A 19846-nucleotide genomic window follows, 5' to 3' on the forward strand; every position below is an offset into this window, starting at 1 on the left:
AGCGCGCGGCCGAGCCCGGCCGTGGCTTCCGACTGATCGGTCCAGCCTCTTAGTTCAATCATCGAATATTTCCGTCATCGCCGAACATGTGCATTCAATATGCGCATTCTCCGCGTATTCGCCGGGCAGTGATCACTGAGTCGATCACCGCGGTCACAGGGGGTTCCAATTGGCAGCCAGGCCACTCGTCGCGCGTCAGCCGAACGAACGGCTCCAGGCGCTCATCCAGGAAGCCGGTTGCTCCAACGCCGGGCTCGCCCGACGGGTCAACATGGTGGGGGCGGAGCGCGGGCTCGACCTGCGCTACGACAAGACCTCGGTCGCGCGCTGGCTGCGCGGCCAGCAGCCGCGCGGCCGGGCGCCGGGCATCATCGCCGAGGCGTTGGGCAGGAAGTTAGGACGTACGGTCACGATCGACGAGATCGGCATGGCCAACGGCAAGAACCTGGCCTCGGGCGTGGGGCTGCAGTTCTCGCCGACCGTCCTGGGCGCGATCGAGCAGGTCTGTGAGCTGTGGCGCAGCGACGTGGGGCGCCGTGACTTCCTGTCCGGGTCGGCGGTGGCGTCCTCGGCGCTCGTCGAGCCCAGCAGGGACTGGCTGATCACCGGCGCGGACACGGCCGTGGCGCGCAACACGGGCGCCCGGGTGGGGGATTCGGACGTCGACGCCGTACGGGCCATGACGAGCGCGCTCATCGAGCTGGACCACCGGTTCGGCAGCGGCCACGTCCGCCCGGTCGTGGTGCACTACCTGAACAGCGTGGTCTCGGCGCTGCTGTCCGGCTCGTACCGCGAATCGGTCGGGCGCCGGCTGTTCGCGGCGGTCTCCCGGCTGACCGAGCTGGCCGGCTACATGGCCGTCGACACGGGCCAGCCCGGCCTCGCCCAGCGCTACTACATCCAGGCGCTGCGGCTGGCCCAGGCGGCGGGCGACCGGGGGTACGGCGGGTATGTGCTGGCCGCGTCGATGAGCCATCTGGCCGCCCAGCTCGGCAACCCCCGGGAGATCGCGCAGCTCGCCCGGGCCGCCCAGGAGGGCGCGCGCGGACATGTGCCGCCGCGCGCGCAGGCCATGTTCCTCGCCGCCGAGGCGCGGGGACACGCGCTGATGGGCGACGCCCGTACCTGCGAGACGGCCATCGGCCGCGCGGTCGCCGCGCTGGATCGCGCGGGAGAGACGGCGGGGGAGGGTGCCGCCGGGGGCGCGGGAGGATTCGTCGGGGGTTCCGGCGGAGGGCCCGGCGCGGGGTCCGGGACGGGGTCCGGGACGGACGATCCCGACTGGATCGCCCATTTCGGTCACGCCTACCTCGCGGACGAGCTGGCGCACTGCTACCGCGACCTGGGCCGCCCGGACGAGGCGGCCAAGCACGCCCAGGACTCGCTGGACGGCCATCCGGAGTCCCGGGCGCGGCGGCGGGCGATCGGGCTGGTCCTGCTGGCCACGGCGCAGGTGCAGCAGCGCGAGGTGGAGCAGGCGTGCCACACGGGCACCCGGGCGGTCGAACTGCTCGGGACATTGCGCTCCAGCCGGGGGGCGGAGTATCTGGAGGACCTCCAGCAGCGGCTGGAGCCGTACGGGAGCGAGCCGGCGGTACGGGAGTTCGGGGCGCGGCTGGAGATCCAGGCGGCGTGAAGGGCGGGGCGCCGGGGGCACCCGGCGCGCCGGGGTGCCGAGCTGTCCGTGGCGCGGGATCCGGGGGCGGGTCGGGGCTGTGTGCTCCGGGGGATGGCCGGCGGGCGTGCGGGGGACGTGAGGAGACGGTGACGGCCGTGTGCGAATGAACGGTCAAGTTCCGGATGTCCCGGGCGATTTCATACCAGGTGACGAGGTTCACCGGGACCGATTCGTTACCGGATCGACGTGCGTGGCAGAGCGCTCGATTCACCCGGTAGCGTGAGCCGACGATTCGGTTAGTCCACACGTTCCACACGTAGGAGTCCCGGTGACGCACAGCGGACAGAGGGATGAGCCGCAGCAACCGGCCGCTCGGATCACGTACGAAGGCATCGTGCTGCCGAGCGACGGCAGCGGGCCCTGGATCCCCGGTTCGACCGCGGACCAGGACCCGCCCGCGCGCTCGTCCGCGCCCGCGCCCGCTTCCGCGCCCCCGGCCGCGCCCATGCCCGATTCCGCTCCGCTGCCCGGACCGGTGAGCGGTGAGCAGTGGGGGCAGTCCTGGGGCGCGCAGGACGGTCAGGGCGGGCAGGGCGGTTACGGCCAGGCCGCGACGCAGCCGTACGGCGGGCAGCAGCAGATACCGCCGCAGCCGCCCCTGCAACCGCAGCCGCAGGCGTACGGGGAACCTCAGTCGTACGGACAGCCCCAGGCGTACGGAGAGTCTCAGCCGTACGGGGAGTCCCAGGCGTACGGGCAGCCTCAGTCGTACGGGGAGTCCCAGGCGTACGGGCAGCCCCAGAGGCAGGGGCAGCCGTACGGAGCTCCGCAGGGGGACCTGCCTCACGGCGGTTCGTACGGTGCCCCGCTGCCTCCGCCGGCGCAGGGCCTGCCGCTGCCTGCGGAGACCCCGCCCGTGCCGGGCGTGGAGGACGCCACGCAGTACCTGCCGCCCGTGGCCGCCACCTCGGACTCGGACGCCACGCAGTTCATCGCCCCGGTGCCGCAGGCCCCCGGCCCCGTCGGGGCCGGCGTGCTGCCGCCGGAGAGCGGTGCGGAGGCCACGCAGGTGATGCGGCCGCCGCAGGTCCCCGAGGCGCCGGCGCCGATGCCGCCGCATCAGGGCGCTGATTCGGACGCCACGCAGTTCCTCCCGCCCGTCGCCGCGCCCGAGCCGCCCGCGGCCGCACCGTACGACGTACGGCCCGGGGCGCCGGAGGACCGGCAGCCGCCCCCGGAGTTCGACAATCTCTTCCGAGCGGAGGGCGGCGGGGCGCAGGGGGCGGACATGACGCGGCCGCTGCCGCCGTACGGTGCGGGTGGTCCCGCCGCGCCGGGACCGGGCGCGGCCGGGGGCGCCTCCCGGTCCCGGGCGCAGCCTCAGCCGCACGCACAGCCCTCGCACGCCCAGCCCCCGCACGCGCAGCCCTCGCACGCACCGCCGCACGCCCAGCCGCCGGTACCGGTCCCGACGCCCTCGCCGGCGCCGGAGAGGCGGGCGTCCCGCGGGCGCGGCGACGCCCGCCGCGGCTCCTCCAAGGTGCCGGTGGTCGCGGCCGTCGTCATCGGCTGCGCGGTGCTCGGCCTGGGCGCGGGCGCGCTGATGAGCGGCGGGGACGGGAAGTCGGCGCAGAACGAGAAACAGACGCTGACGGCCGAGAGTTCACCCACCGCCCCCGCGACCAGCGAACCCCCCGCCGACCCGGCGCAGCCGCAGGCCGAGGCGCTCGACAAGCTGCTCGCGGACAGCAACAACAGCCGGTCGACGGTGATCAACGCCGTCGAGTCCATCAAGTCCTGCGAGAACCTGGACAAGGCGGCGACCGACCTGCACGGGGCGGCGGAGCAGCGCCGGGACCTGGTGACCCGTCTGAAGGACCTCAGCGTCGACAAGCTCCCCGACCACGCCGAACTGACGTCGTCGCTCAACGAGGCGTGGGAGGCGTCGGCTTCGGCGGACGACCACTACGCGCAGTGGGCCAAGCAGGCCAAGAGCAAGAAGGTCTGCAAGGGCGGGCACGCGAAGGCGACGAAGGAAGCGGCGAAGGGGAACAAGGCGAGCGGGGAGGCGACGGCGGCGAAGCAGAAGGCGTCGCAGCTGTGGAACGCGGTGGCGACGAAGTACGGGCTGACGCCGCGCAAGCCGACGCAGCTGTAGCGGTGGGGCGGTGACCGGGGGCGGGCGAGACCGGTCGCCCGCGTCGCGGACCGGCCCGTCACCGTCCCGGCCCGTCACCGTCCTTCTCGTAACCTGCGCGAGCCCCGGACCCCGGGGGCATGTCTGCCGCTCCGGTGCCTCGGGCCGCCGACCTCACCCCAGCGTCCCGCTCACGTTCACAAAACCCCGGCGCTGCGCCACCAGCCGTCCCTCGCGTACCACCTGGAACGTCACGTCCGCGTTCACGATCCGCGGGAAGCCCGGCACCCCCAGCATGTCCTCGTAGCGCCACCGCAGGCGCGGGGTGAGCCCGCCCGTGTCGACGCTCACGCCGTGGTCCAGCGCGTCCACGAGCTTGCCGGCCGTGATCTCGTCGTCGTCGATCGACTCGATGACCGCCCTCAGCGCCGTGTACGCGATCCAGGTGGTCTGCACCCCCGGGTCCGCCGGATCGATGGCGTCGTCGCCGAACGCGTACGTGTCGATCACCTTCCGCATCGGCTGCCACGCCGGGTCGCTCGCCACCGGGTACCAGCCCGTGAGGTACGCGCCCTCGAACGGGCCGTCCTTGCCGCCCGTGCGGTTGATCAGGCTCTGGCCCACGCTGCCGAGCACCGACGAGATCCGGATGTCCCGGGCGTCCTCGGGCAGCCGTCGGTAGGAGTCGAAGAACGTTTCCGTGCGTTCGCCGAGCACGGCCGTGACGCAGCCGCCGTCGCCCGCGCGCTCGCGCGCCCGCTCGGCCACGCGGGTGTAGTCCGTCGCGTCCTCCGCCGCCCGGACGTCCGCGGCCGGGGCCCGGCGGCCCTTCGCCAGGCCGGAGTCGATCAGGTCCGGCAGGTCGTCGCCGCTGATGGTGTCGGGCCGTACGAGCGCGGTCCCGTCGCAGTCACGCGAGAGCTGGCGGCCGTTGCCGGCCATGAGCGCGGCCTGGCCGCCGTTGACGGGGTAGGAGAGGAAGCTGTTGAACTCCTCGTCGGTGATGCCGTATCCCCCCAGGAAGGGGATCGACGCCGCCTCCAGGGGCGCCATGAACTCGCGGCCGTGCTGGCTGTAGGACCCGACGACGGCGACCGCGTTCTCCTTGGCGGCCCGCCGCGCGCAGTCCGCCGCCGCCCCTCCGTCGTTGCGCTCGTTGCAGGTAAGGACGCGCAGTTCGTGGCCGTTGATGCCGCCGGACGCGTTGACCCAGCGCGCGTACGCCTTGGCCATGGCCGGCATGCCCGGCATGTTCGTGGCGTTGGTGCCGATCGGGGCCCAGGTCATGACGGTGACGGGATCCCCGCCGCCACCCGCCACGCCCGGGAGGATTCCGCAGCCCGCGACGAGCGTCGCCCCCGCCACCGCCGAACAGAGGACCCGTGTCGCACGCCTGGTGACGGGACGGAGAAGGGAGAAGCGTCGCCAACCGGTCATAGCCATGCACGCTTCCGTCCGCCGGGTAACTGTGTGGCGAGACGATGTCGACGGTTGGTGACGCCGAGGTGAATTACGGGGGTCCGCCGGATCCCTCCCGGACGGTCCGTAGAGTTTTCGATCGTGCAGCAAGGTACCGAGAACTCTTCCCGCCGTGGCCGCCGCTCCTCCACCATGGGCGGCATGCCGCTGACAGACATGCCGTGGTGGCGCTGGCGCAGCAACGTGCGCTCGGCGCTGCACATGCTTTCCGATCCCGTCTTCCACCAGGACTACTGGCTGGCCGGCCTCGAGGGGTACGGCGACGTGACCGACGCCGTCTACCGGCTCGTCGAGGACACCTGGCTGGACAACTGGTCGGCCGAGAAGTACGTCGGCACGATATTCCGCGACGCGACGGAGGCCGCGCTGGTCGACACCGCCGTGCTGCGCGTGCTGCGGATCATGCACCAGGCCGGCGCGGACGCGCCCGTCTCCGCGTACCTGGAGCACCCGGGCTGGCCGGAGGCGGTACAGGCGGCCCGGGAGGCGCACGTGCGGCTGGCGCTGAGCGACGGCGACGACCCGGACGTGCTGCCCGTGTCACTGGACGTGCTGCGGATCATGACCAGGACCGCCTGACCGGGACGCGTGACCGGGACGCGTGACCGGGACGCGTGACCGGGGCGCCAGGACAAGGTGGATAAGGCGGACAAAACGGATGCGGCGGTCGGGGCGCGGACGGGTTCGCCGGATGTGGGATCCTTTGAGGTCATGAGCACCGCCCCGCAGCCGGCCCCGTCGCCCGCTTCCGCCGCCGCCTCCGGTCAGTACGTCCTGACCCTGTCCTGCCCGGACAAGCAGGGCATCGTGCACGCCGTGTCGAGTTACCTCTTCATGACCGGCTGCAACATCGAGGACAGCCAGCAGTTCGGCGACCACGACACGGGCCTGTTCTTCATGCGGGTGCACTTCTCCGCGGACGCGCCGGCCACCGTGGAGAAGCTGCGCGCCAGCTTCACCGCAGTCGGCGACTCCTTCCAGATGGACTGGGCGATCCACCGCGCGGACGAGCGGATGCGGGTCCTGCTGATGGTCAGCAAGTTCGGTCACTGCCTGAACGACCTGCTGTTCCGGGCGAGCACCGGCGCGCTGCCGGTGGAGATCGCCGCCGTCGTCTCCAACCACACGGACTTCGCCGAACTCGTCGCCTCCTACGACATCCCCTTCCACCACATCCCGGTGACCAGGGACACCAAGGCGGCGGCCGAGGCGGAGCTGCTGGAACTGGTGCGCGCCGAGCGCGTGGAGCTGGTGGTCCTGGCCCGCTACATGCAGGTGATCTCCGACGATCTGTGCAAGGAGCTCAACGGCAGGATCATCAACATCCACCACTCGTTCCTGCCGAGCTTCAAGGGCGCGAAGCCGTACCACCAGGCGCACGCGCGGGGCGTCAAGCTGATCGGCGCGACCGCGCACTACGTGACGGCCGACCTGGACGAGGGCCCGATCATCGAGCAGGAGGTCGAGCGCGTCGGCCACCAGGTCACCCCGGAACAACTCGTCGCCGTCGGACGGGACGTGGAGTGCCAGGCGCTGGCGCGCGCCGTCAAGTGGCACGCGGAGCACCGGATCCTGCTCAACGGACACCGCACGGTCGTCTTCGGCTGACCCGGCTCGGCCGGCCGGGGGCGTCTTCGGCCGACTGGTCGGCAGGGGCGTACGGCGTTCATGCCGCACCCGGTGTTCATGCCGCACTCGGTGTTCGTGCCGCACTCGGTGTTCGGGCCGGACCCGCACGCCCGCCCGGCGGCTGTCCGGTCACCTGTCGACCGCCGTCACAGCCGGCTCATCGCCGCCGCCGCGTACAGCACGTCCCGGATCGCCTCCCGGTCGCCGTCCTGCCCCGCCGCCGCTTCCTCCGGCGGGATGTGACCGGCCACCAACTGGCAGAACTCGACCCCGTCCAGCGCGACCTCGGCCACGGACCGTTCGCGGCAGCCTATGGCGGCCGGTGAGTCCAGGGCGACGAACCACTCGCCGCCGCCGGGGCCCTCGACGTCGAGCCGTAGGCTCCGGCCCGGTGAGCCGGCGGCGACCAGGTCGCGGGCCGGGCCGGCCAGGCCGCCCCGGCGGCGGGCGGCGAGCGCGGACGGGAGCAGCCGGACCGCCAGGTCGATCATGCGGTGCAGATGGGCGCCGCAGGGCGGGGCGTACGGGTAGTGCACGGCCTCCGCGATGTCCGAGCCGTGGATCCAGCACTCGAAGGCGCGGTCGAGCAGCGCGTCGCGCAAGGGCAGGGCGAATTGGTCCCCGTACGACACCGACAGGTCCGCGACGCCCCGGCCCGCGAAGGACACCGTGCGGATGAGGGTGTGGCTCTGGTCGCGCCACGGTCCGTGCACGGCGCGGGTGGGCGGTTCCGTCGTGGCACCCCAGTAGATCTCCGTCCGCTCGGTCGGGTCGGCCGGCGCGTCGGCGCCCAGCGGGTCGTCCAGCCCGAGCGCGCCGACGACCAGGCCGTCGACGGTCATCAGATGGCCGATGACCCCGGCGACGGTCGTCCTGCGGCGGGCTGACCGCTCCTCCTGGAACCACTTCAGCCGCACGGGCGCGTGCCACTCCGCGTCGCCGAAGTCCCGCAACAGCGCGTCCAGCCGCGCGGCCTCGGCGTCGTACGGAGCGGCCCAGTCGGGGACGGGCACGCGCGCCGGCCGGCGGCCGAGGCAGCTCTCCAGCACCCGGGCGCGCAGCATCGGGTCGAGGTCCAGCGTCCGTTCGCTGTGCAGCAGCCCCACGGCGTCGCGCAGCCGGAGCGCCTCGTCCGCGCAGGCGCCGCACTCGGTGAGATGCGCCTCGACCAGGGCGGTCTCCTCAGCGGAACAGGCGGAGAGGGCCCAGGCACCCAGGAGCGACGCGAGCACTTTGTGCGTCAGAGGCGGTGCTGGTGCTGGTGCTGGTGCCGGCGCCGGTGCCGGTGCGGGCGGGGGCGCGGGCGTGGACGTCGCTCCGGCCTCGGCCGGGCGCGGGGAGTCCGGGAAACCGTCCGGTACGCGGCCTTCATGCGGACCGCCGTCCAACGGGCCCGTCACAGCGGCTGTCCGTTCCCCGGCGGCCGGGCGCCGTCCACTGCCCGGGTGTTGGCCGTGGACAGGAGCTGCAGGCCGAGCCGCAGGCGGCGGCGCGCCTCGTCCTCCGTGACGCCGAGGTCCTCGGCGGCCTGCCGGTAGCTCCTGCGCTGGACGTACGCCAACTCCAGCGCGTTCCAGAGCGGCGCGGGCATCGACCGCATGATGTAGTCGGCGCGGGCCGCCGCCGCGGCTTGCAGGATCTTCCCCTCCAGCTCCTCCTCCGTGCCCTCGCCCGTCGCCTCGTACGCCTTCGCCTCCGCCTGCCGCAGGTGCCGCACCGCGATCCGCCGTGTGAGTTTGGCCACCCAGGCGCGCAGGGAGCCCTGTTTCGGGTCGTAGGTGTCCGGGTGCTCCCAGACGTGGCCGAAGACCTCGCGCGTGACCCGGTCCGCGGCCTCGTCGTCCTCCAGGACGCGCTGGGCGAGGCCGTGCACCAAGGACGCGAAGCGGTCGTACAGCTCACCGAGCGCCGCCGCCTCGCCCCGTGCCAGCCGCTGCTGCATCCTGCGGTCCCAGCGGGGAGGTGTGTCCTTCGCCATACGACCCCCAGCCCTGCCCTGCCATGTCGAAGCCCGCCGTCACTTCGAATGTAGTGGGAGGCGCAGATCGCGCACGCCCCTTTACGGCAAAGTGCGCCCCTCCCGCGGCCGGGTGCGGTACGGGGCCCTCTGCCGTCGCGCGCGTCGCTCATTTAGTTTCGTGGGAAGGCAGTGGGGCAGAGGCGGATGAGGAAGGACGTCTTCCGGATCAGCCGCTTCCGCAGCCTCTTCCGGATCACCCCGAGGAAAGGCCAGGCGCGTGACGCTCAAGGTGGACGAGTCCGAGCAGGGCTCGTGGACCGTGCTGCACATCACAGGCGAACTGGACCTGGTGACCACGCCCGAGGTACGGCAGCGGGTCCACGACGCCGTCGCCGCGGGCCGGCGTGAACTGGTGCTGGACCTCTCCCGGGTGTTCTTCTGCGACTCGAGCGGGGTCGGTGTACTGATCGCGTCCCGTCGGCTGCTGCACTCCTGCCGGGGCCGGCTCCGCCTGATCCTGCCCGCCAGCGGCTCCGAGGACGGCTCGCACGTCAACCGTGTCCTCGCGGCTCTCGGTGTCCGCCGACTGTTCGAGGTGTATCCCGATGTCTCCACGGCCGTCGACGACCGGGCCCAGCCGCTCTCCGCGTAACGGAACACGAACCGGGGCCCCGTCGTCGTACTCTCCCGCCATGGACAGCGCAGAATACGAGGGCAAGATCGCCTCCCGCTTCGCCGCCTTCGACCAGGACGGCAGCGGCTACATCGACCGTGAGGACTTCAGCGGGGCGGCGGCGGCACTGCTCGCCGAGTTCGGTACGACGGCCCGCTCCGACAAGGGGCAGGCGCTCTACAGCGGGGCCGAGGCGTTCTGGCAGGGCATGGCCGGGATCGCGGACGTGGACGGGGACCAGCGGGTCAGCAGGCAGGAGTTCGTCACCGGCGCGGTCAAGCGGCTGCGCGACAACCCGCGGCGGTTCGCCGAGATCGCCCGTCCGTTCCTGCACGCGCTGATCGCGATCGTCGACGAGGACGGCGCGGGCGTCACCCCGAAGGCCGCCGAACGCGCGCTGCGGGTCCTCGGCGTGGCACCGGAGTCCGCCGCGGCGGCCGCCGCGCGGCTGGACGGGGACGGGGACGGCCGGATCCACGAGGAGGAGATCCTGGCCGGCTTCGCCGCGTATTACGTGACGCCCGAGCCCTGACCGGCCCTTGCCGGCTCTGACCGGCACCGGCCACTTCCGCTTCCGGTGTCCGTTTCGGGCTCCAGGTTCGGCTCCCGCTTCCGCTTCCGCTTCCGCTCCGGCTCTGGTTCGGTCTTCGCCGACGGGGCGTTGTCGCGCGAGGACGACCACGCCGAAGGCCCCGGCCTCGACGTCCTGTTGTGTCACTCTCCGTGGTGTCGAGGCCGGTGCCCGGCCGATACCGGGTTGTGTCCTTACACCGGGCCGTCACACCCCGGAGTCGTGCCCCGCCTCCGGTACGCTCCGTCGGGTGCGGATGGCTCGGATGCGCGACGGTCGCGGTGTTGCCGGTACGGCGGCGCCGGGAGTCCGGATGCGCGCCGTTCGCGCCGTACTGGGGCGCTCGACGCGTTCCTGTTCGACTCCCCGCAGCGTGCGTCGCACAGTATGCGCTACGCGTACTCCTTCGCGCTGGAATATGCCCGAAGCGCTTGTTGCGGTGACTGTACGTCAACCATGCTCTCTCGCAAGGGAGTCACGTTGCGTGACGCCTTGTCGAGGACCCTGTCGAGGCGCGAGGCGATGTGTCCGCCGGTTCGGATGGTGTGAGCGGTGCAGGTGCTTCAGGTTCAGCTGGAGGTCGGACCGGACCCCGCGGAGGTGGGACGGGCCCGTAGATGGGCCCGGTCCCGGCTGGCCGGTTCGGGGATTTCGGGGATGGAGAGTGACGAGCCGCTGGCCGAGACGCTGATCCTGCTGATTTCGGAGCTGGTCACCAACGCCGTGGTGCACACCGGCTGTCCGGCCGTCCTGCGGGTGCTCTTCGGCCCCGGCGCGGCCGAGACGGGCACGGTACGGGTCGAGGTCGCCGACGCCAGCGCCAGCCCGCCGGAGCCGCGCCACGCGCGGAGCGAGGAGACGGGCGGCCGGGGCCTGGAACTGGTGGACGGACTCGCGGACCGCTGGGGCTGGCAGCCGGAAGGGGGCGGAAAACGCATCTGGTGCGAGGTCGACACGAGCGCGGACACGAGCGCGCCGGGGGGCGCGGCGGAAGCATGTGGCCTGACCGGCCATGAGCCGTCGTGCGCGGTGCCGCGTACCGCGTGACGCGGACCGGGCCGTGTGCGTGTTGACGAGGTCACCCGGTCTGATCAATCTGGGATGAGCGATTCGCCGCGAGGGGACGTCGAGGGCGGAGCGGCGGGCGGCGTGCGGGCCACGGCCTTCGCCGTCCTCGGCGAGAGCGTGTCGCGGCCGGCGCCGGCGCTCCGCCCCCGGATCCTGGATCCCGGGGGCTGGGCGGTAGTCCGGCGCCCACCGGTTCACCCGGTTCGCCGGCGCACCGACTCACCGACTCACGCTCGTACGGCCGACGTCCGCGAGGTCCGCGTCCGCGAGGTCCGCGTCCGCGAGGTCCGCGTCCGCGCGGTCGGGGAACGAACCGTCCGCGCCCTCGGGGTCCGGGCACGCGCCGTTCGTGGCCGTACGGTCCGAGGGCGAGCCCGTGCGGAACGTCCTGCGGTAGACCGTCGGCGGGACGCCCAGCACCGACTGGAGGTGCTGGCGCAACGACTGCGCCGTGCCGAACCCCGCGTCCCGTGCCACCTGGTCCATCGACAGATCGGTCGACTCCAGCAACTGCCGTGCCCGTTCGATACGTTGCCGTACCAGCCACTGCCCCGGGCTGAGCCCCGCCTCCTCCCGGAAGCGGCGCGTGAACGTCCGCACCGACATCGACTCCCGCTCCGCCATGTCCCTTAGTCGGATGGGCTCGTGGAGCCGGGTCAGCGCCCAGGCCCGGGCCGCGGCGGTGGTCGAGCGCCGGGGCTCGGGCAGCGGGCGCTGGATGTACTGCGCCTGGCCGCCGTCGCGGTGCGGCGGTACGACCGTACGGCGGGCCACCTCGTTGGCCACCGCCGTGCCGTGGTCCCGGCGCACGATGTGCAGGCACAGATCGATCCCGGCCGCGACCCCGGCCGAGGTCAGCACGTCACCGTCGTCGATGAACAGCACGTCCGCGTCGACCTTCACCCGCGGGAACAGCCGCTGGAAGTGAGCGGCGGAGGACCAGTGGGTGGTGGCGGGCCTGCCGTCCAGGACCCCGGCGGCGGCCAGCACGTAGGAGCCGGTGCAGATGGAGACCAGACGGGTGCCCGGGCGCACGTGTGCGAGGGCGGCGGCCAGTTCGCCGGTGAGGACGCCCTCCTCGTGGACGGGGCCGAGTTCGTACGACGCGGGTACGACGACGGTGTCGGCGGTGGCCAGCGCCTCGGGGCCGTTCTCGACCAGGATCGCGAAGTCGGCGTCCGTCCGGACCGGTCCCGGCGGCCGGGTCGAGCAGGTCACCACCTCGTACAGGCGCCGGCCCGTGGTGGTGTCACGGGCGCGGCCGAAGATCCGCTGCGGTATGCCCATCTCGAAGGGGATCAGCCCGTCGAGGGCGAGCACGACGACGCGGTGGCGCGGGGGGTGCGCATGGTGGCGGTCGTGGCGGTCGTGGCGGTCGTGGCGGCGATGGTCGGACATGGGTGGCTCCTGTCGGCCGGTGGCCCTTTCGCACGGCGACCCGTTGGCCCGTCGTTGGCCCGATCGTACCGAAGGGTGACCTCCGGGCCACTCGTACGGACCGGCCGGGCAACGGATGCTGTCCGGCGTGACCAGGACGAACGGACTTCCAGCGGAACCGACGGCGAACTCCTCGGCCTCCGGCGCCCTTTCCGGGACCGGCCTCGCGCCCGAGCCCGGGATCGCGCTTGAATCCCGCCGGGCGCCGGGACGCGGGCCCGGGCGCGCGCCCCGGTGGCGGGTCCACCGGGCGTGGTTCGTCGCCGCCGTCACCTTCGTGACCATCACCGGCGCCGCCGCCTTCGCCTCGCTCCCCGGCCTGCTGATCGATCCGCTGCACACGGAGTTCGACTGGTCGCGGGGCTCGATCGGCCTCGCCGTCTCGGTCAACCTGGCGCTGTACGGGCTGACCGCGCCGTTCGCCGCCGCCCTGATGGACCGGTTCGGCATCCGCCGTGTCGTCGCCGTCGCACTCGGCGTCATCGCGGCCGGTTCCCTGCTCACCGTATGGATGACCGAGCCCTGGCAATTGATCCTCTACTGGGGCGTCCTCGTCGGTCTCGGCAGCGGCTCGATGGCGCTGGCCTTCGCCGCCACGGTCACCAACCGCTGGTTCGTGGCCCGGCGCGGGCTCGTGACGGGTGTCCTCACGGCGGCCGGCGCCTCCGGGCAACTGGTCTTCCTGCCGCTGCTGTCCTGGCTGGTCGAGCAGCACGGCTGGCGGCCGGCGGCCGTCACGGTCGCGCTGGCGGCGCTGGTCGTCGTCCCGTTGGTCTGGCTGCTGCTGCGGGACCACCCGGCCGACGTGGGGCTCTCCCCCTACGGGGCGGCCGAGTTCGTCCCCAAGCCGGTGCCGGTGACGGGGGCCGCCCGGCGGGCGGTCGGCGTGCTGTTCTCGGCGGCCCGTACGGGCCCGTTCTGGCTGCTGGCCGGGACCTTCGCGATCTGTGGCGCCTCCACGAACGGCCTGGTCAAGACCCACTTCGTGCCGGCCGCGCACGACCACGGCATGCCGATCACGGCGGCGGCCTCGCTGCTCGCGGTGATCGGAGTGTTCGATGTGGTGGGCACGGTCGCCTCGGGCTGGTTCACCGACCGGTTCGACGCCCGCCGCCTGCTGGCGGTCTACTACGCGCTGCGCGGCGTCTCGCTGCTCTTCCTGCCGATGCTGCTGGCACCGACGGTCCATCCGCCGATGCTCTTCTTCATCGTCTTCTACGGCCTGGACTGGGTGGCGACCGTCCCGCCGACCGTCGCGCTGTGCCGTGAGTACTACGGCGACGACAGCGCGATCGTCTTCGGCTGGGTCCTCGCGTCCCACCAGGTGGGCGCGGCGGTGGTGGCGTTCGCGGGCGGTGTGGCGCGGGACGTCTTCGGGTCGTACGACGTGGTGTGGTACGCGTCGGGCGCACTGTGCGCGGCGGCGGCGCTGATGGCGCTGGTGATCAGGCGCGGGTCCGCCGCCGGGGCGAGGGCGGGGGCCGCCGCGGAGTGAGCCCGGCGTCCGAGGGAGAAACGAATCCGCCGACGGGCAAGGAGTACGCCGTGCGGCACACCGGCGGGCTGACCGCCCTGCTGGCTGCCCTGCCCTCACTCATCGGCGAGGAGGAACGCTGGGTGACGGACAGGTCCGATCCCCACTGCGTCCACGTGGTGGACCTCACCACCTGGTAGACCCGGCCACGGCGCTTCCGGCGCCGGTCCGTGCGCCGCGGCGGGCCCGGGACGGAGCGACGTCCGCCGTGGGACGGGACCGTCATGACAGATGTCATGCGAACCCGTGACAGGCCGCACTGCCACCCGTCCCGTGTCGGCGGGAGGGTGGCCGGTGATGCTTGAAGAATTCCCTGCGCGGCGGCCGGCCCGACGGCCCTCGGGGTGCGGTGGTGGTTCCGCCGGGGCCCGCGCCATTGGGTACAACGGACTCGTGACGAGTGAGCTTTGGATCACGAACGTGAACTACTGGGTGGAACGGCTCGGCGGTCCCGACGGGCCCGGCCGGTACCGCCGGTACGCACTCGGCACCCTGGTGTGCTTCGCCCTCGTCGAAGCCGGACTGTGGGCGCTCTGGCTGGCGCAGACGGATATCGACGCGCCCGCGCTGACATCCGTCGCCGTACTGTGCGTGGCTCATGTCGCGGCCCAGGTGCCGCTCACGCGCGCCGGCCTGCGCCACTACCTCGGCGTCGGCCCCCGGCCCGACCGGCTCGTCGCGCTGTACACGGCGGTGACGGTGGCCATGGCGGTCCTGGGCTGGGTGCTGCTGGGTACCGGTCGCATCGACGGCCCGGTCCTGGCGCCCTACCTGGTCTGGCTGTTGATGTTCTACGCCGGCCCTCCCGGGCTGGCACTGCCGCGCCGCGCGGCGGCGACGCTGGTCGTGGTGGTCTCGCTCTGCGTCACGGGAGGCACCGTGGTGGCGGGGCTCTCCGGGACGACGCTGGCGCTCGTGATCGGCTCCGCCGTGTTCATGGCACCGTTCATGGCCATGGCGGTCCGGGCCACCGGCTGGGGCGTCCGGCTGATCGAGGAACTGGCCGCGGCACGGCAGACGCAGGCACGCCTCGCCGTGGCGGAGGAGCGGCTGCGCTTCGGCCGTGACCTGCACGACGTACTGGGCCGCAACCTCGCGGTCGTGGCGCTCAAGAGCGAACTCGCGGTCCAACTGGCGCGGCGGGGACGGCCGGAGGCGGTGGACCAGATGATCGAGGTCCAGCGCATCGCGCAGGACTCGCAGCGCGAGATCCGGTCGGTGGTACGCGGCTACCGCACCGCCGACCTGCACACCGAACTCGTCGGGGCGCGATCCGTACTGGAGGCGGCCGGCATCGCCTGCCGCATCGAGGACGGCCCGGCGGCCCGGCTCCCCGCCGACATCCAGGCCGCGCTCGGGTGGGTGGTGCGCGAGGCGACGACGAACGTGCTCCGCCACGCGCAGAGCGCCTCGCGCTGCGATGTCTCGCTGCGTACCGCCGGTCCGGGGGCGGTGCTGCTGGCGGTGGAGAACGACGGCGCGCCCGAGGCCGAAGACGGTGCGGGCACCGGCCTGTCCGGGCTGAAGGAGCGCCTGTCCGAGCTGAGCGGCACACTGGCCACGGAACGGCGTCCCGGTGGCGTCTTCCGCCTGACCGCGCGCGTCCCGTGGGAGAAGAGCGCGTGACCGGAGCCCGCCGGCGGACGGCGTGACCGGAGCCCGTCGGCGGTCGGCGGTCAGGCCGCCGGCGACTTCGCTATGCGCCTGCCTATGCGCCGCGCGTCGATCGCCATTTCGCGGAGCATGCCGCTGATCGGGTTCGTGAAGCCCGTGAAGTACAGGCCCGGCGCCCCCTTGGGGCTGCGGGCGCCGTGGACCACGGGCCTGCCGCGCGCGTCCAGGACGCCGAGGTCGCCCACCAGGCCCTCCAGGGCGCGTACGTACCCCGTCGCCGCGATGACGACGTCCGGGGAGACGCGGGAGCCGTCCGTGAGGACGACCTTGTCGTGCTCGAAGGACTCGACCGCCGCCACCGGTTCGACCAGCCCCTTGCGCACGGCGTCGAGCAGGCCCACGTCCTGTACCGGGATCGCGCCCTGGCGGGCCCGGGTGTACAGGCCCGTCCGGGGGCGCGGCAGGCCCTGGGCGGCGAGGTTCGGGAGGGAGATCCGGCACAGGACCGCCGCCGCCGGGTCGACCAGCCAGGCCGGCAGGCGGCGGATCAGGATGGCCGTCGACTGCGCCGGCCAGCCCGCCGTCGTGCGGCGCACGATGTGCGGCACGGTCCTGATGGCCAGGCGCACCCGTGCCGCGCCCCCCTCGACCAGGTCGACGGCGATCTCCGCGCCCGTGTTGCCGACGCCGACGACGAGCACGTCCTTGCCGGCGTACGGCCCGGCCTCGCGGTACCCGCTCGCGTGCAGCAGTTCGCCGCCGTACGACGCGCGGCCGGGCCAGTCGGGCAGCCGCGGGGTGTGGTTGAAGCCGGTGGCCACGACCACCGCGCGGCACCGCAATTGCCGTCCGCCGGTGGCGTGCAGCAGCCAGCCGGGGCCGTCCGGAGCGCGTTCGACGCGGGTCACCTCCACACCCGTGACGACGTCAAGACCATGGTGCAGCGCGTACTTCTCCAGGTAGCGCACCACGTCGGCGCGGGCCACCCAACGGCCGAAGGAGCGCGGCATCCTCAGCCCGGGCAGCGCGGACCCGCGGCGGGTCGTGTGCAGCCGCAGACGCGCGTAGTGGCGCCGCCAGGACGCCCCGACGGCGTCCGACTTCTCCAGGACGACGGTGCGTACGCCTCGTCGGCGCAGGACGGCGGCCACGGCGAGCCCGCCGGGGCCGGCCCCTATGACGTAGACGGGAAGGTCGTGCGCGGGAGAGGGATCGGCGGCCATGAGAGCCGAGCGTAATCGGCGCTTCACTTGTTGGGGCCCGGTCAAGAAGGAAAAAGGTTGCGAAAGGATCACGCCCTACGGCCACAGCAACTCCTTTGCCCAGCCGTCCCCTTCACGGCGGTAGCGCAGCCGTACGTGCTGCCTGCGCGCGTCTCCCTGGAAGAACTCGACCTCGTGCGGCACGAGGACGTACGCCGTCCAGGACGCCGCCTCGGCCGTCGGCTCCCGCTCCGCCCGTTCCCAGGCCGCACGGCTCGCGCGGGCCAGTTCCTCCAGGGAGGCGAGCACCTCGCTCTGGCGGCCCACCAGGGCGGAGGCGAGCGCCCCCGTGGAACGGGCGTGCAGATCGGCGCTGCTCTCGCGCGGGCCGCGGGGCACGGCCTCGCCCCTGATCCGTACGGCACGGCCCTGCGCCGCCCAGTAGAAGCCCAGCGCGGCCCGGGGGCGGGCGGCGAGGTGGCGGCCCTTGCGGCTGGTCGCGTGCGAGGCGAAGTGCCAGCCGTGTTCGTCCGCGTCGTGCAGCATCAGGATCCGTACGTCCGGCCCGCCCTGTTCGTCGGCGGTGGCCAGCGTCATCGTGTGCGGTTCGGGCTGGCCCGCCGCCACGGCTTCGGCGAACCACCGGTGGAACAGCGGCAGCGGGGCGGCGGGCGCCGCCGCCGCGTCGAAGGCGGGCAGTTCCGTGTCCCACACCGGCTGGGCGCGCAGGAGCGCGCGGAAGGTCTCCTGGTCGGGCTCGTTCTCGGTCCGGGGCCCGCCGCGGGGCTCGTGCTCGTTCATGGGGCCCATACTGCGGTGCTCCGTACGGCCGTCGTCCTCGGCGACGCGCGGGCCGGAGCGCGGGGGCCGAAACGGGAACGCCGGCGGTGAGTCAGCTCGCTGACCCACCGCCGGCATGACAGGACGGAGGAGAGGGCGCGCCCGTACCGCGCCCGCCGGCCGTTTCGCCGACTCGGTTCGTGGCTATTTGGCGGGCTTCCTGCCGGTGATGCCCAGGTGGACCAACAGGGCCAGATTCGGCTTCAGTTCGGCCTGTTTCACGCCCCAGCCCTGGAAGCCCTTCTGGTGCGAGGCGACCGAGGAGAGCATGACCACCAGCGCGCCGGCGATGGCCGCGGGATTGACGTCCTTGTCGACCCTGCCCCGTGACTGGAGCTCCTTGACCGACTCCGTGAGCGAGTGCGTGACGGAGTTGAGGACCTTCATGCGGATCTTGTTGAACCGCTTGTCGCCCTCCGCCGCGCCGAGGTCGATCACGCGGAGGATCGCGTCGTGTTTACGCCAGAAGTCGAGGAACCCGTCGACCAGGTCCTCCGACGTCTGCCAGCCGGCCTTGCCCGCCCAGGAGCGGCCGGCGACCAGCCCGGTGAGTCCGGAACCCTCCTTGGCGGTCTCCTCCGCGATTTCGAGGACCGCGCCCTCGACGTCCGGAAAGTACTGGTAGAAGGTCGCGGGTGAGGTGCCCGCCCGCCGGGCCACATCGATGACTTTGACGTCCCGGTACGGCGAGGAGCTGAGCATCTCGCCGAGACAGTCGAGCAGCTTCTGCCGCGTCGCCTGTCCGCGTCGACCAGCCACGCGGCCGTCGACGGTGCGCACTTGTCCTGTCATGACGTCAGCTTACCGAGGGGGGATTGGAGCGCGATTCGGCCGAGTGCAAATGGGGAATCGGCCATGATTCGGCCACGATCCGGCACTCCGGGCGGCAGACGGGCGTCCGTCGGCGGTAACCGGGCGGTCGAGGAGTGGCAAACGGGCGGCGGTCGGACGGCAGTGTTCCTGACGAGGACCGTCGAGGGAATAGTGTTATCAACATCCTGTGGATAACTTCGGTGGATAACCCCGGGTGGCTGTGTTTTCACGCTGCGCGCGGCCCCGGCGGCCCCAGCGGCCCCGGCGAGCCCGCCGGACTCGGCGGCCGGGGCCCGCGCCCCCGATGCGGCCCGGCTCCCCGCCCCGTAGCTTGGCTGTGAGGGGCGCCACGCGCGGCTACGAGGGGGCACCGCACAGGAAGGATCCGGCCATGGGTGCGTTCGCGGAAGGCACACCGTGCTGGGTGGACGTGTCGCTCCCCGACCTCGAGGCGGGCAAGCGCTTCTACGGGGAACTCTTCGGCTGGACGTTCGGCCCGCCAGGGAGCGCGGAGCACGGGCGGTACACCGACGCGCTCAGCGGGGGCCTGCGCGTCGCCGGACTGATCGCCAAGCGGGACGGCCGGATGCCCACCGCCTGGGGGGTCCATTTCGCGACGCCCGACGTCGTCCGGACCGGCAGGAGGATCAGGGAGGCGGGCGGCCGGCTCATCACGGATCCGGTCGCCGTCGGGACCGCCGGGATCATGGCCCTGGCGGCGGACCCGGCGGGCGCGGTCTTCGGGCTCTGGCAGGCCCGCGACTTCGAGGGCTTCGAGAAGAAGGGCCTGCCGGGCTCGTTCCGCTGGACCGAGGTCTACACGCGCGACAAGGATCGCGTCGATCCCTTCTACGAGTCCGTCTTCGGCTTCCGAGCGACGGATCTCCCGGGCCCCTCCGGCTCCGCCGGCCCCTCCGGCTCCGGCGTCCCGCCCGTACCGCCCGGTCCTCCCGGCACCTCCGTCGATTTCCGTACCTGGTCACCGGCCGGTACGGAACCGGGCCCCGACACCGCGATCGGCGGCCGGAGCGTGATCACGGACGCCTTCCCGGCGGAGATGCCGGCGCACTTCCTCAGCTACTTCGCCGTGGCGGACTGCGACGGGACGGTGGCGGCGGCGGTACGCCTCGGCGGCCGGGTCACCGCGCCGCCCTTCGGTATCGAGCACGGAAGGACGGCGGTCCTCGTGGACAACCAGGGAGCGTCTTTCGCGGTCCTCACTGATACGGAACCGATTCCGAAGCCCCACGCGTGACATCCGGGCGGGGGGC

18 protein-coding genes are annotated in these 19846 nt (G+C 72.8%); 11 read left to right on the top strand and 7 right to left on the bottom strand.

Going from position 1 to position 19846, the window contains the following annotated elements:
- Positions 1 to 169: 169 nt before the first annotated feature.
- Positions 170 to 1636: a hypothetical protein gene (locus IG02_RS0121735; protein ID WP_030750629.1), complete on the top strand. Its 1467-nt coding sequence runs from the start codon at positions 170 to 172 to the stop codon at positions 1634 to 1636.
- A gap of 310 nt (positions 1637 to 1946) precedes the next feature.
- Positions 1947 to 3776, top strand: a complete 1830-nt coding sequence (locus IG02_RS0121740; RefSeq protein WP_030750632.1) for a hypothetical protein — start codon at positions 1947 to 1949, stop codon at positions 3774 to 3776.
- Between the two features lie 153 nt (positions 3777 to 3929).
- Here the strand turns inward: IG02_RS0121740 and IG02_RS0121745 are convergent, their stop codons facing one another.
- Entirely contained in the window at positions 3930 to 5192 is a 1263-nt protein-coding gene (locus IG02_RS0121745; protein WP_030750635.1) for an ABC transporter substrate-binding protein, read from the bottom strand.
- A 174-nt stretch (positions 5193 to 5366) separates the two neighbouring features.
- Here IG02_RS0121745 and IG02_RS0121750 point away from each other — a divergent pair, with 174 nt between their 5' ends.
- Together IG02_RS0121750 and purU are read left to right on the top strand one after the other, a co-directional pair.
- Positions 5367 to 5813, top strand: a complete 447-nt coding sequence (locus IG02_RS0121750; protein ID WP_030750638.1) for an SCO4402 family protein — start codon at positions 5367 to 5369, stop codon at positions 5811 to 5813.
- A 132-nt stretch (positions 5814 to 5945) separates the two neighbouring features.
- A complete protein-coding gene (gene purU / locus IG02_RS0121755; protein ID WP_030750640.1) occupies positions 5946 to 6842 on the top strand; it encodes a formyltetrahydrofolate deformylase in 897 nt (298 codons plus the stop codon).
- Positions 6843 to 7009: 167 nt separating this feature from the next.
- Here purU and IG02_RS0121760 read toward each other — a convergent pair whose 3' ends face one another.
- Both IG02_RS0121760 and IG02_RS0121765 read right to left on the bottom strand, forming a co-directional pair.
- Positions 7010 to 8263 (bottom strand): zf-HC2 domain-containing protein, encoded by a 1254-nt coding sequence (locus tag IG02_RS0121760; protein WP_030750642.1) that lies wholly within the window; start codon positions 8261 to 8263, stop codon positions 7010 to 7012.
- Positions 8260 to 8841: an RNA polymerase sigma factor gene (locus tag IG02_RS0121765; protein WP_030750644.1), complete on the bottom strand. Its 582-nt coding sequence runs from the start codon at positions 8839 to 8841 to the stop codon at positions 8260 to 8262. Before IG02_RS0121765 ends, IG02_RS0121760 begins: the two co-directional genes overlap by 4 nt.
- Before the next feature lie 259 nt (positions 8842 to 9100).
- Between IG02_RS0121765 and IG02_RS0121770 the strand changes: the two genes are divergently transcribed.
- The 3 genes from IG02_RS0121770 (at position 9101) to IG02_RS0121780 (ending at position 11114) form a co-directional block, all read left to right on the top strand.
- On the top strand, positions 9101 to 9475 hold the full coding sequence (locus IG02_RS0121770) for an STAS domain-containing protein (protein WP_030750646.1): 375 nt from the start codon (positions 9101 to 9103) through the stop codon (positions 9473 to 9475).
- Positions 9476 to 9515: 40 nt separating this feature from the next.
- Positions 9516 to 10028, top strand: coding sequence for an EF-hand domain-containing protein (locus IG02_RS0121775; RefSeq protein ID WP_030750650.1), 513 nt, complete (start codon positions 9516 to 9518; stop codon positions 10026 to 10028).
- Between the two features lie 591 nt (positions 10029 to 10619).
- Positions 10620 to 11114 (top strand): ATP-binding protein, encoded by a 495-nt coding sequence (locus tag IG02_RS0121780; protein ID WP_078854683.1) that lies wholly within the window; start codon positions 10620 to 10622, stop codon positions 11112 to 11114.
- Positions 11115 to 11354: 240 nt separating this feature from the next.
- Here the strand turns inward: IG02_RS0121780 and IG02_RS0121785 are convergent, their stop codons facing one another.
- Positions 11355 to 12533 carry a GlxA family transcriptional regulator gene (locus tag IG02_RS0121785; protein ID WP_078854684.1) on the bottom strand — a complete coding sequence of 393 codons (1179 nt, stop codon included), beginning with the start codon at positions 12531 to 12533 and terminating at the stop codon, positions 11355 to 11357.
- 115 nt (positions 12534 to 12648) lie between these two features.
- Here IG02_RS0121785 and IG02_RS0121790 point away from each other — a divergent pair, with 115 nt between their 5' ends.
- From IG02_RS0121790 to IG02_RS0121800, 3 genes are all read left to right on the top strand, one after another.
- Positions 12649 to 14067 (top strand): MFS transporter, encoded by a 1419-nt coding sequence (locus tag IG02_RS0121790; protein WP_420707780.1) that lies wholly within the window; start codon positions 12649 to 12651, stop codon positions 14065 to 14067.
- 50 nt (positions 14068 to 14117) lie between these two features.
- Positions 14118 to 14246, top strand: a complete 129-nt coding sequence (locus IG02_RS43505; RefSeq protein WP_267958524.1) for a hypothetical protein — start codon at positions 14118 to 14120, stop codon at positions 14244 to 14246.
- A gap of 253 nt (positions 14247 to 14499) precedes the next feature.
- A complete protein-coding gene (locus IG02_RS0121800; protein ID WP_234314853.1) occupies positions 14500 to 15732 on the top strand; it encodes a sensor histidine kinase in 1233 nt (410 codons plus the stop codon).
- Positions 15733 to 15782: 50 nt separating this feature from the next.
- Here the strand turns inward: IG02_RS0121800 and IG02_RS0121805 are convergent, their stop codons facing one another.
- The 3 genes from IG02_RS0121805 to IG02_RS0121815 form a co-directional block, all read right to left on the bottom strand.
- Entirely contained in the window at positions 15783 to 16943 is a 1161-nt protein-coding gene (locus tag IG02_RS0121805) for a flavin-containing monooxygenase (protein WP_030750665.1), read from the bottom strand.
- A gap of 75 nt (positions 16944 to 17018) precedes the next feature.
- The gene (locus IG02_RS0121810) at positions 17019 to 17723 is read right to left on the bottom strand and encodes a pyridoxine/pyridoxamine 5'-phosphate oxidase (protein WP_030750667.1); all 705 of its coding nucleotides are present in this window, start codon (positions 17721 to 17723) and stop codon (positions 17019 to 17021) included.
- Positions 17724 to 17906: 183 nt separating this feature from the next.
- Positions 17907 to 18554, bottom strand: coding sequence for a TetR family transcriptional regulator (locus tag IG02_RS0121815; RefSeq protein ID WP_078854686.1), 648 nt, complete (start codon positions 18552 to 18554; stop codon positions 17907 to 17909).
- Between the two features lie 412 nt (positions 18555 to 18966).
- On the opposite strand from IG02_RS0121815, the gene IG02_RS0121820 reads away from it, so the two are divergent.
- Entirely contained in the window at positions 18967 to 19830 is an 864-nt protein-coding gene (locus IG02_RS0121820; RefSeq protein WP_030750671.1) for a VOC family protein, read from the top strand.
- Positions 19831 to 19846: the final 16 nt, after the last annotated feature.

The organism is Streptomyces sp. NRRL F-5135 (assembly GCF_000719775.1).
Lineage (GTDB): Bacteria > Actinomycetota > Actinomycetes > Streptomycetales > Streptomycetaceae > Streptomyces > Streptomyces hebeiensis.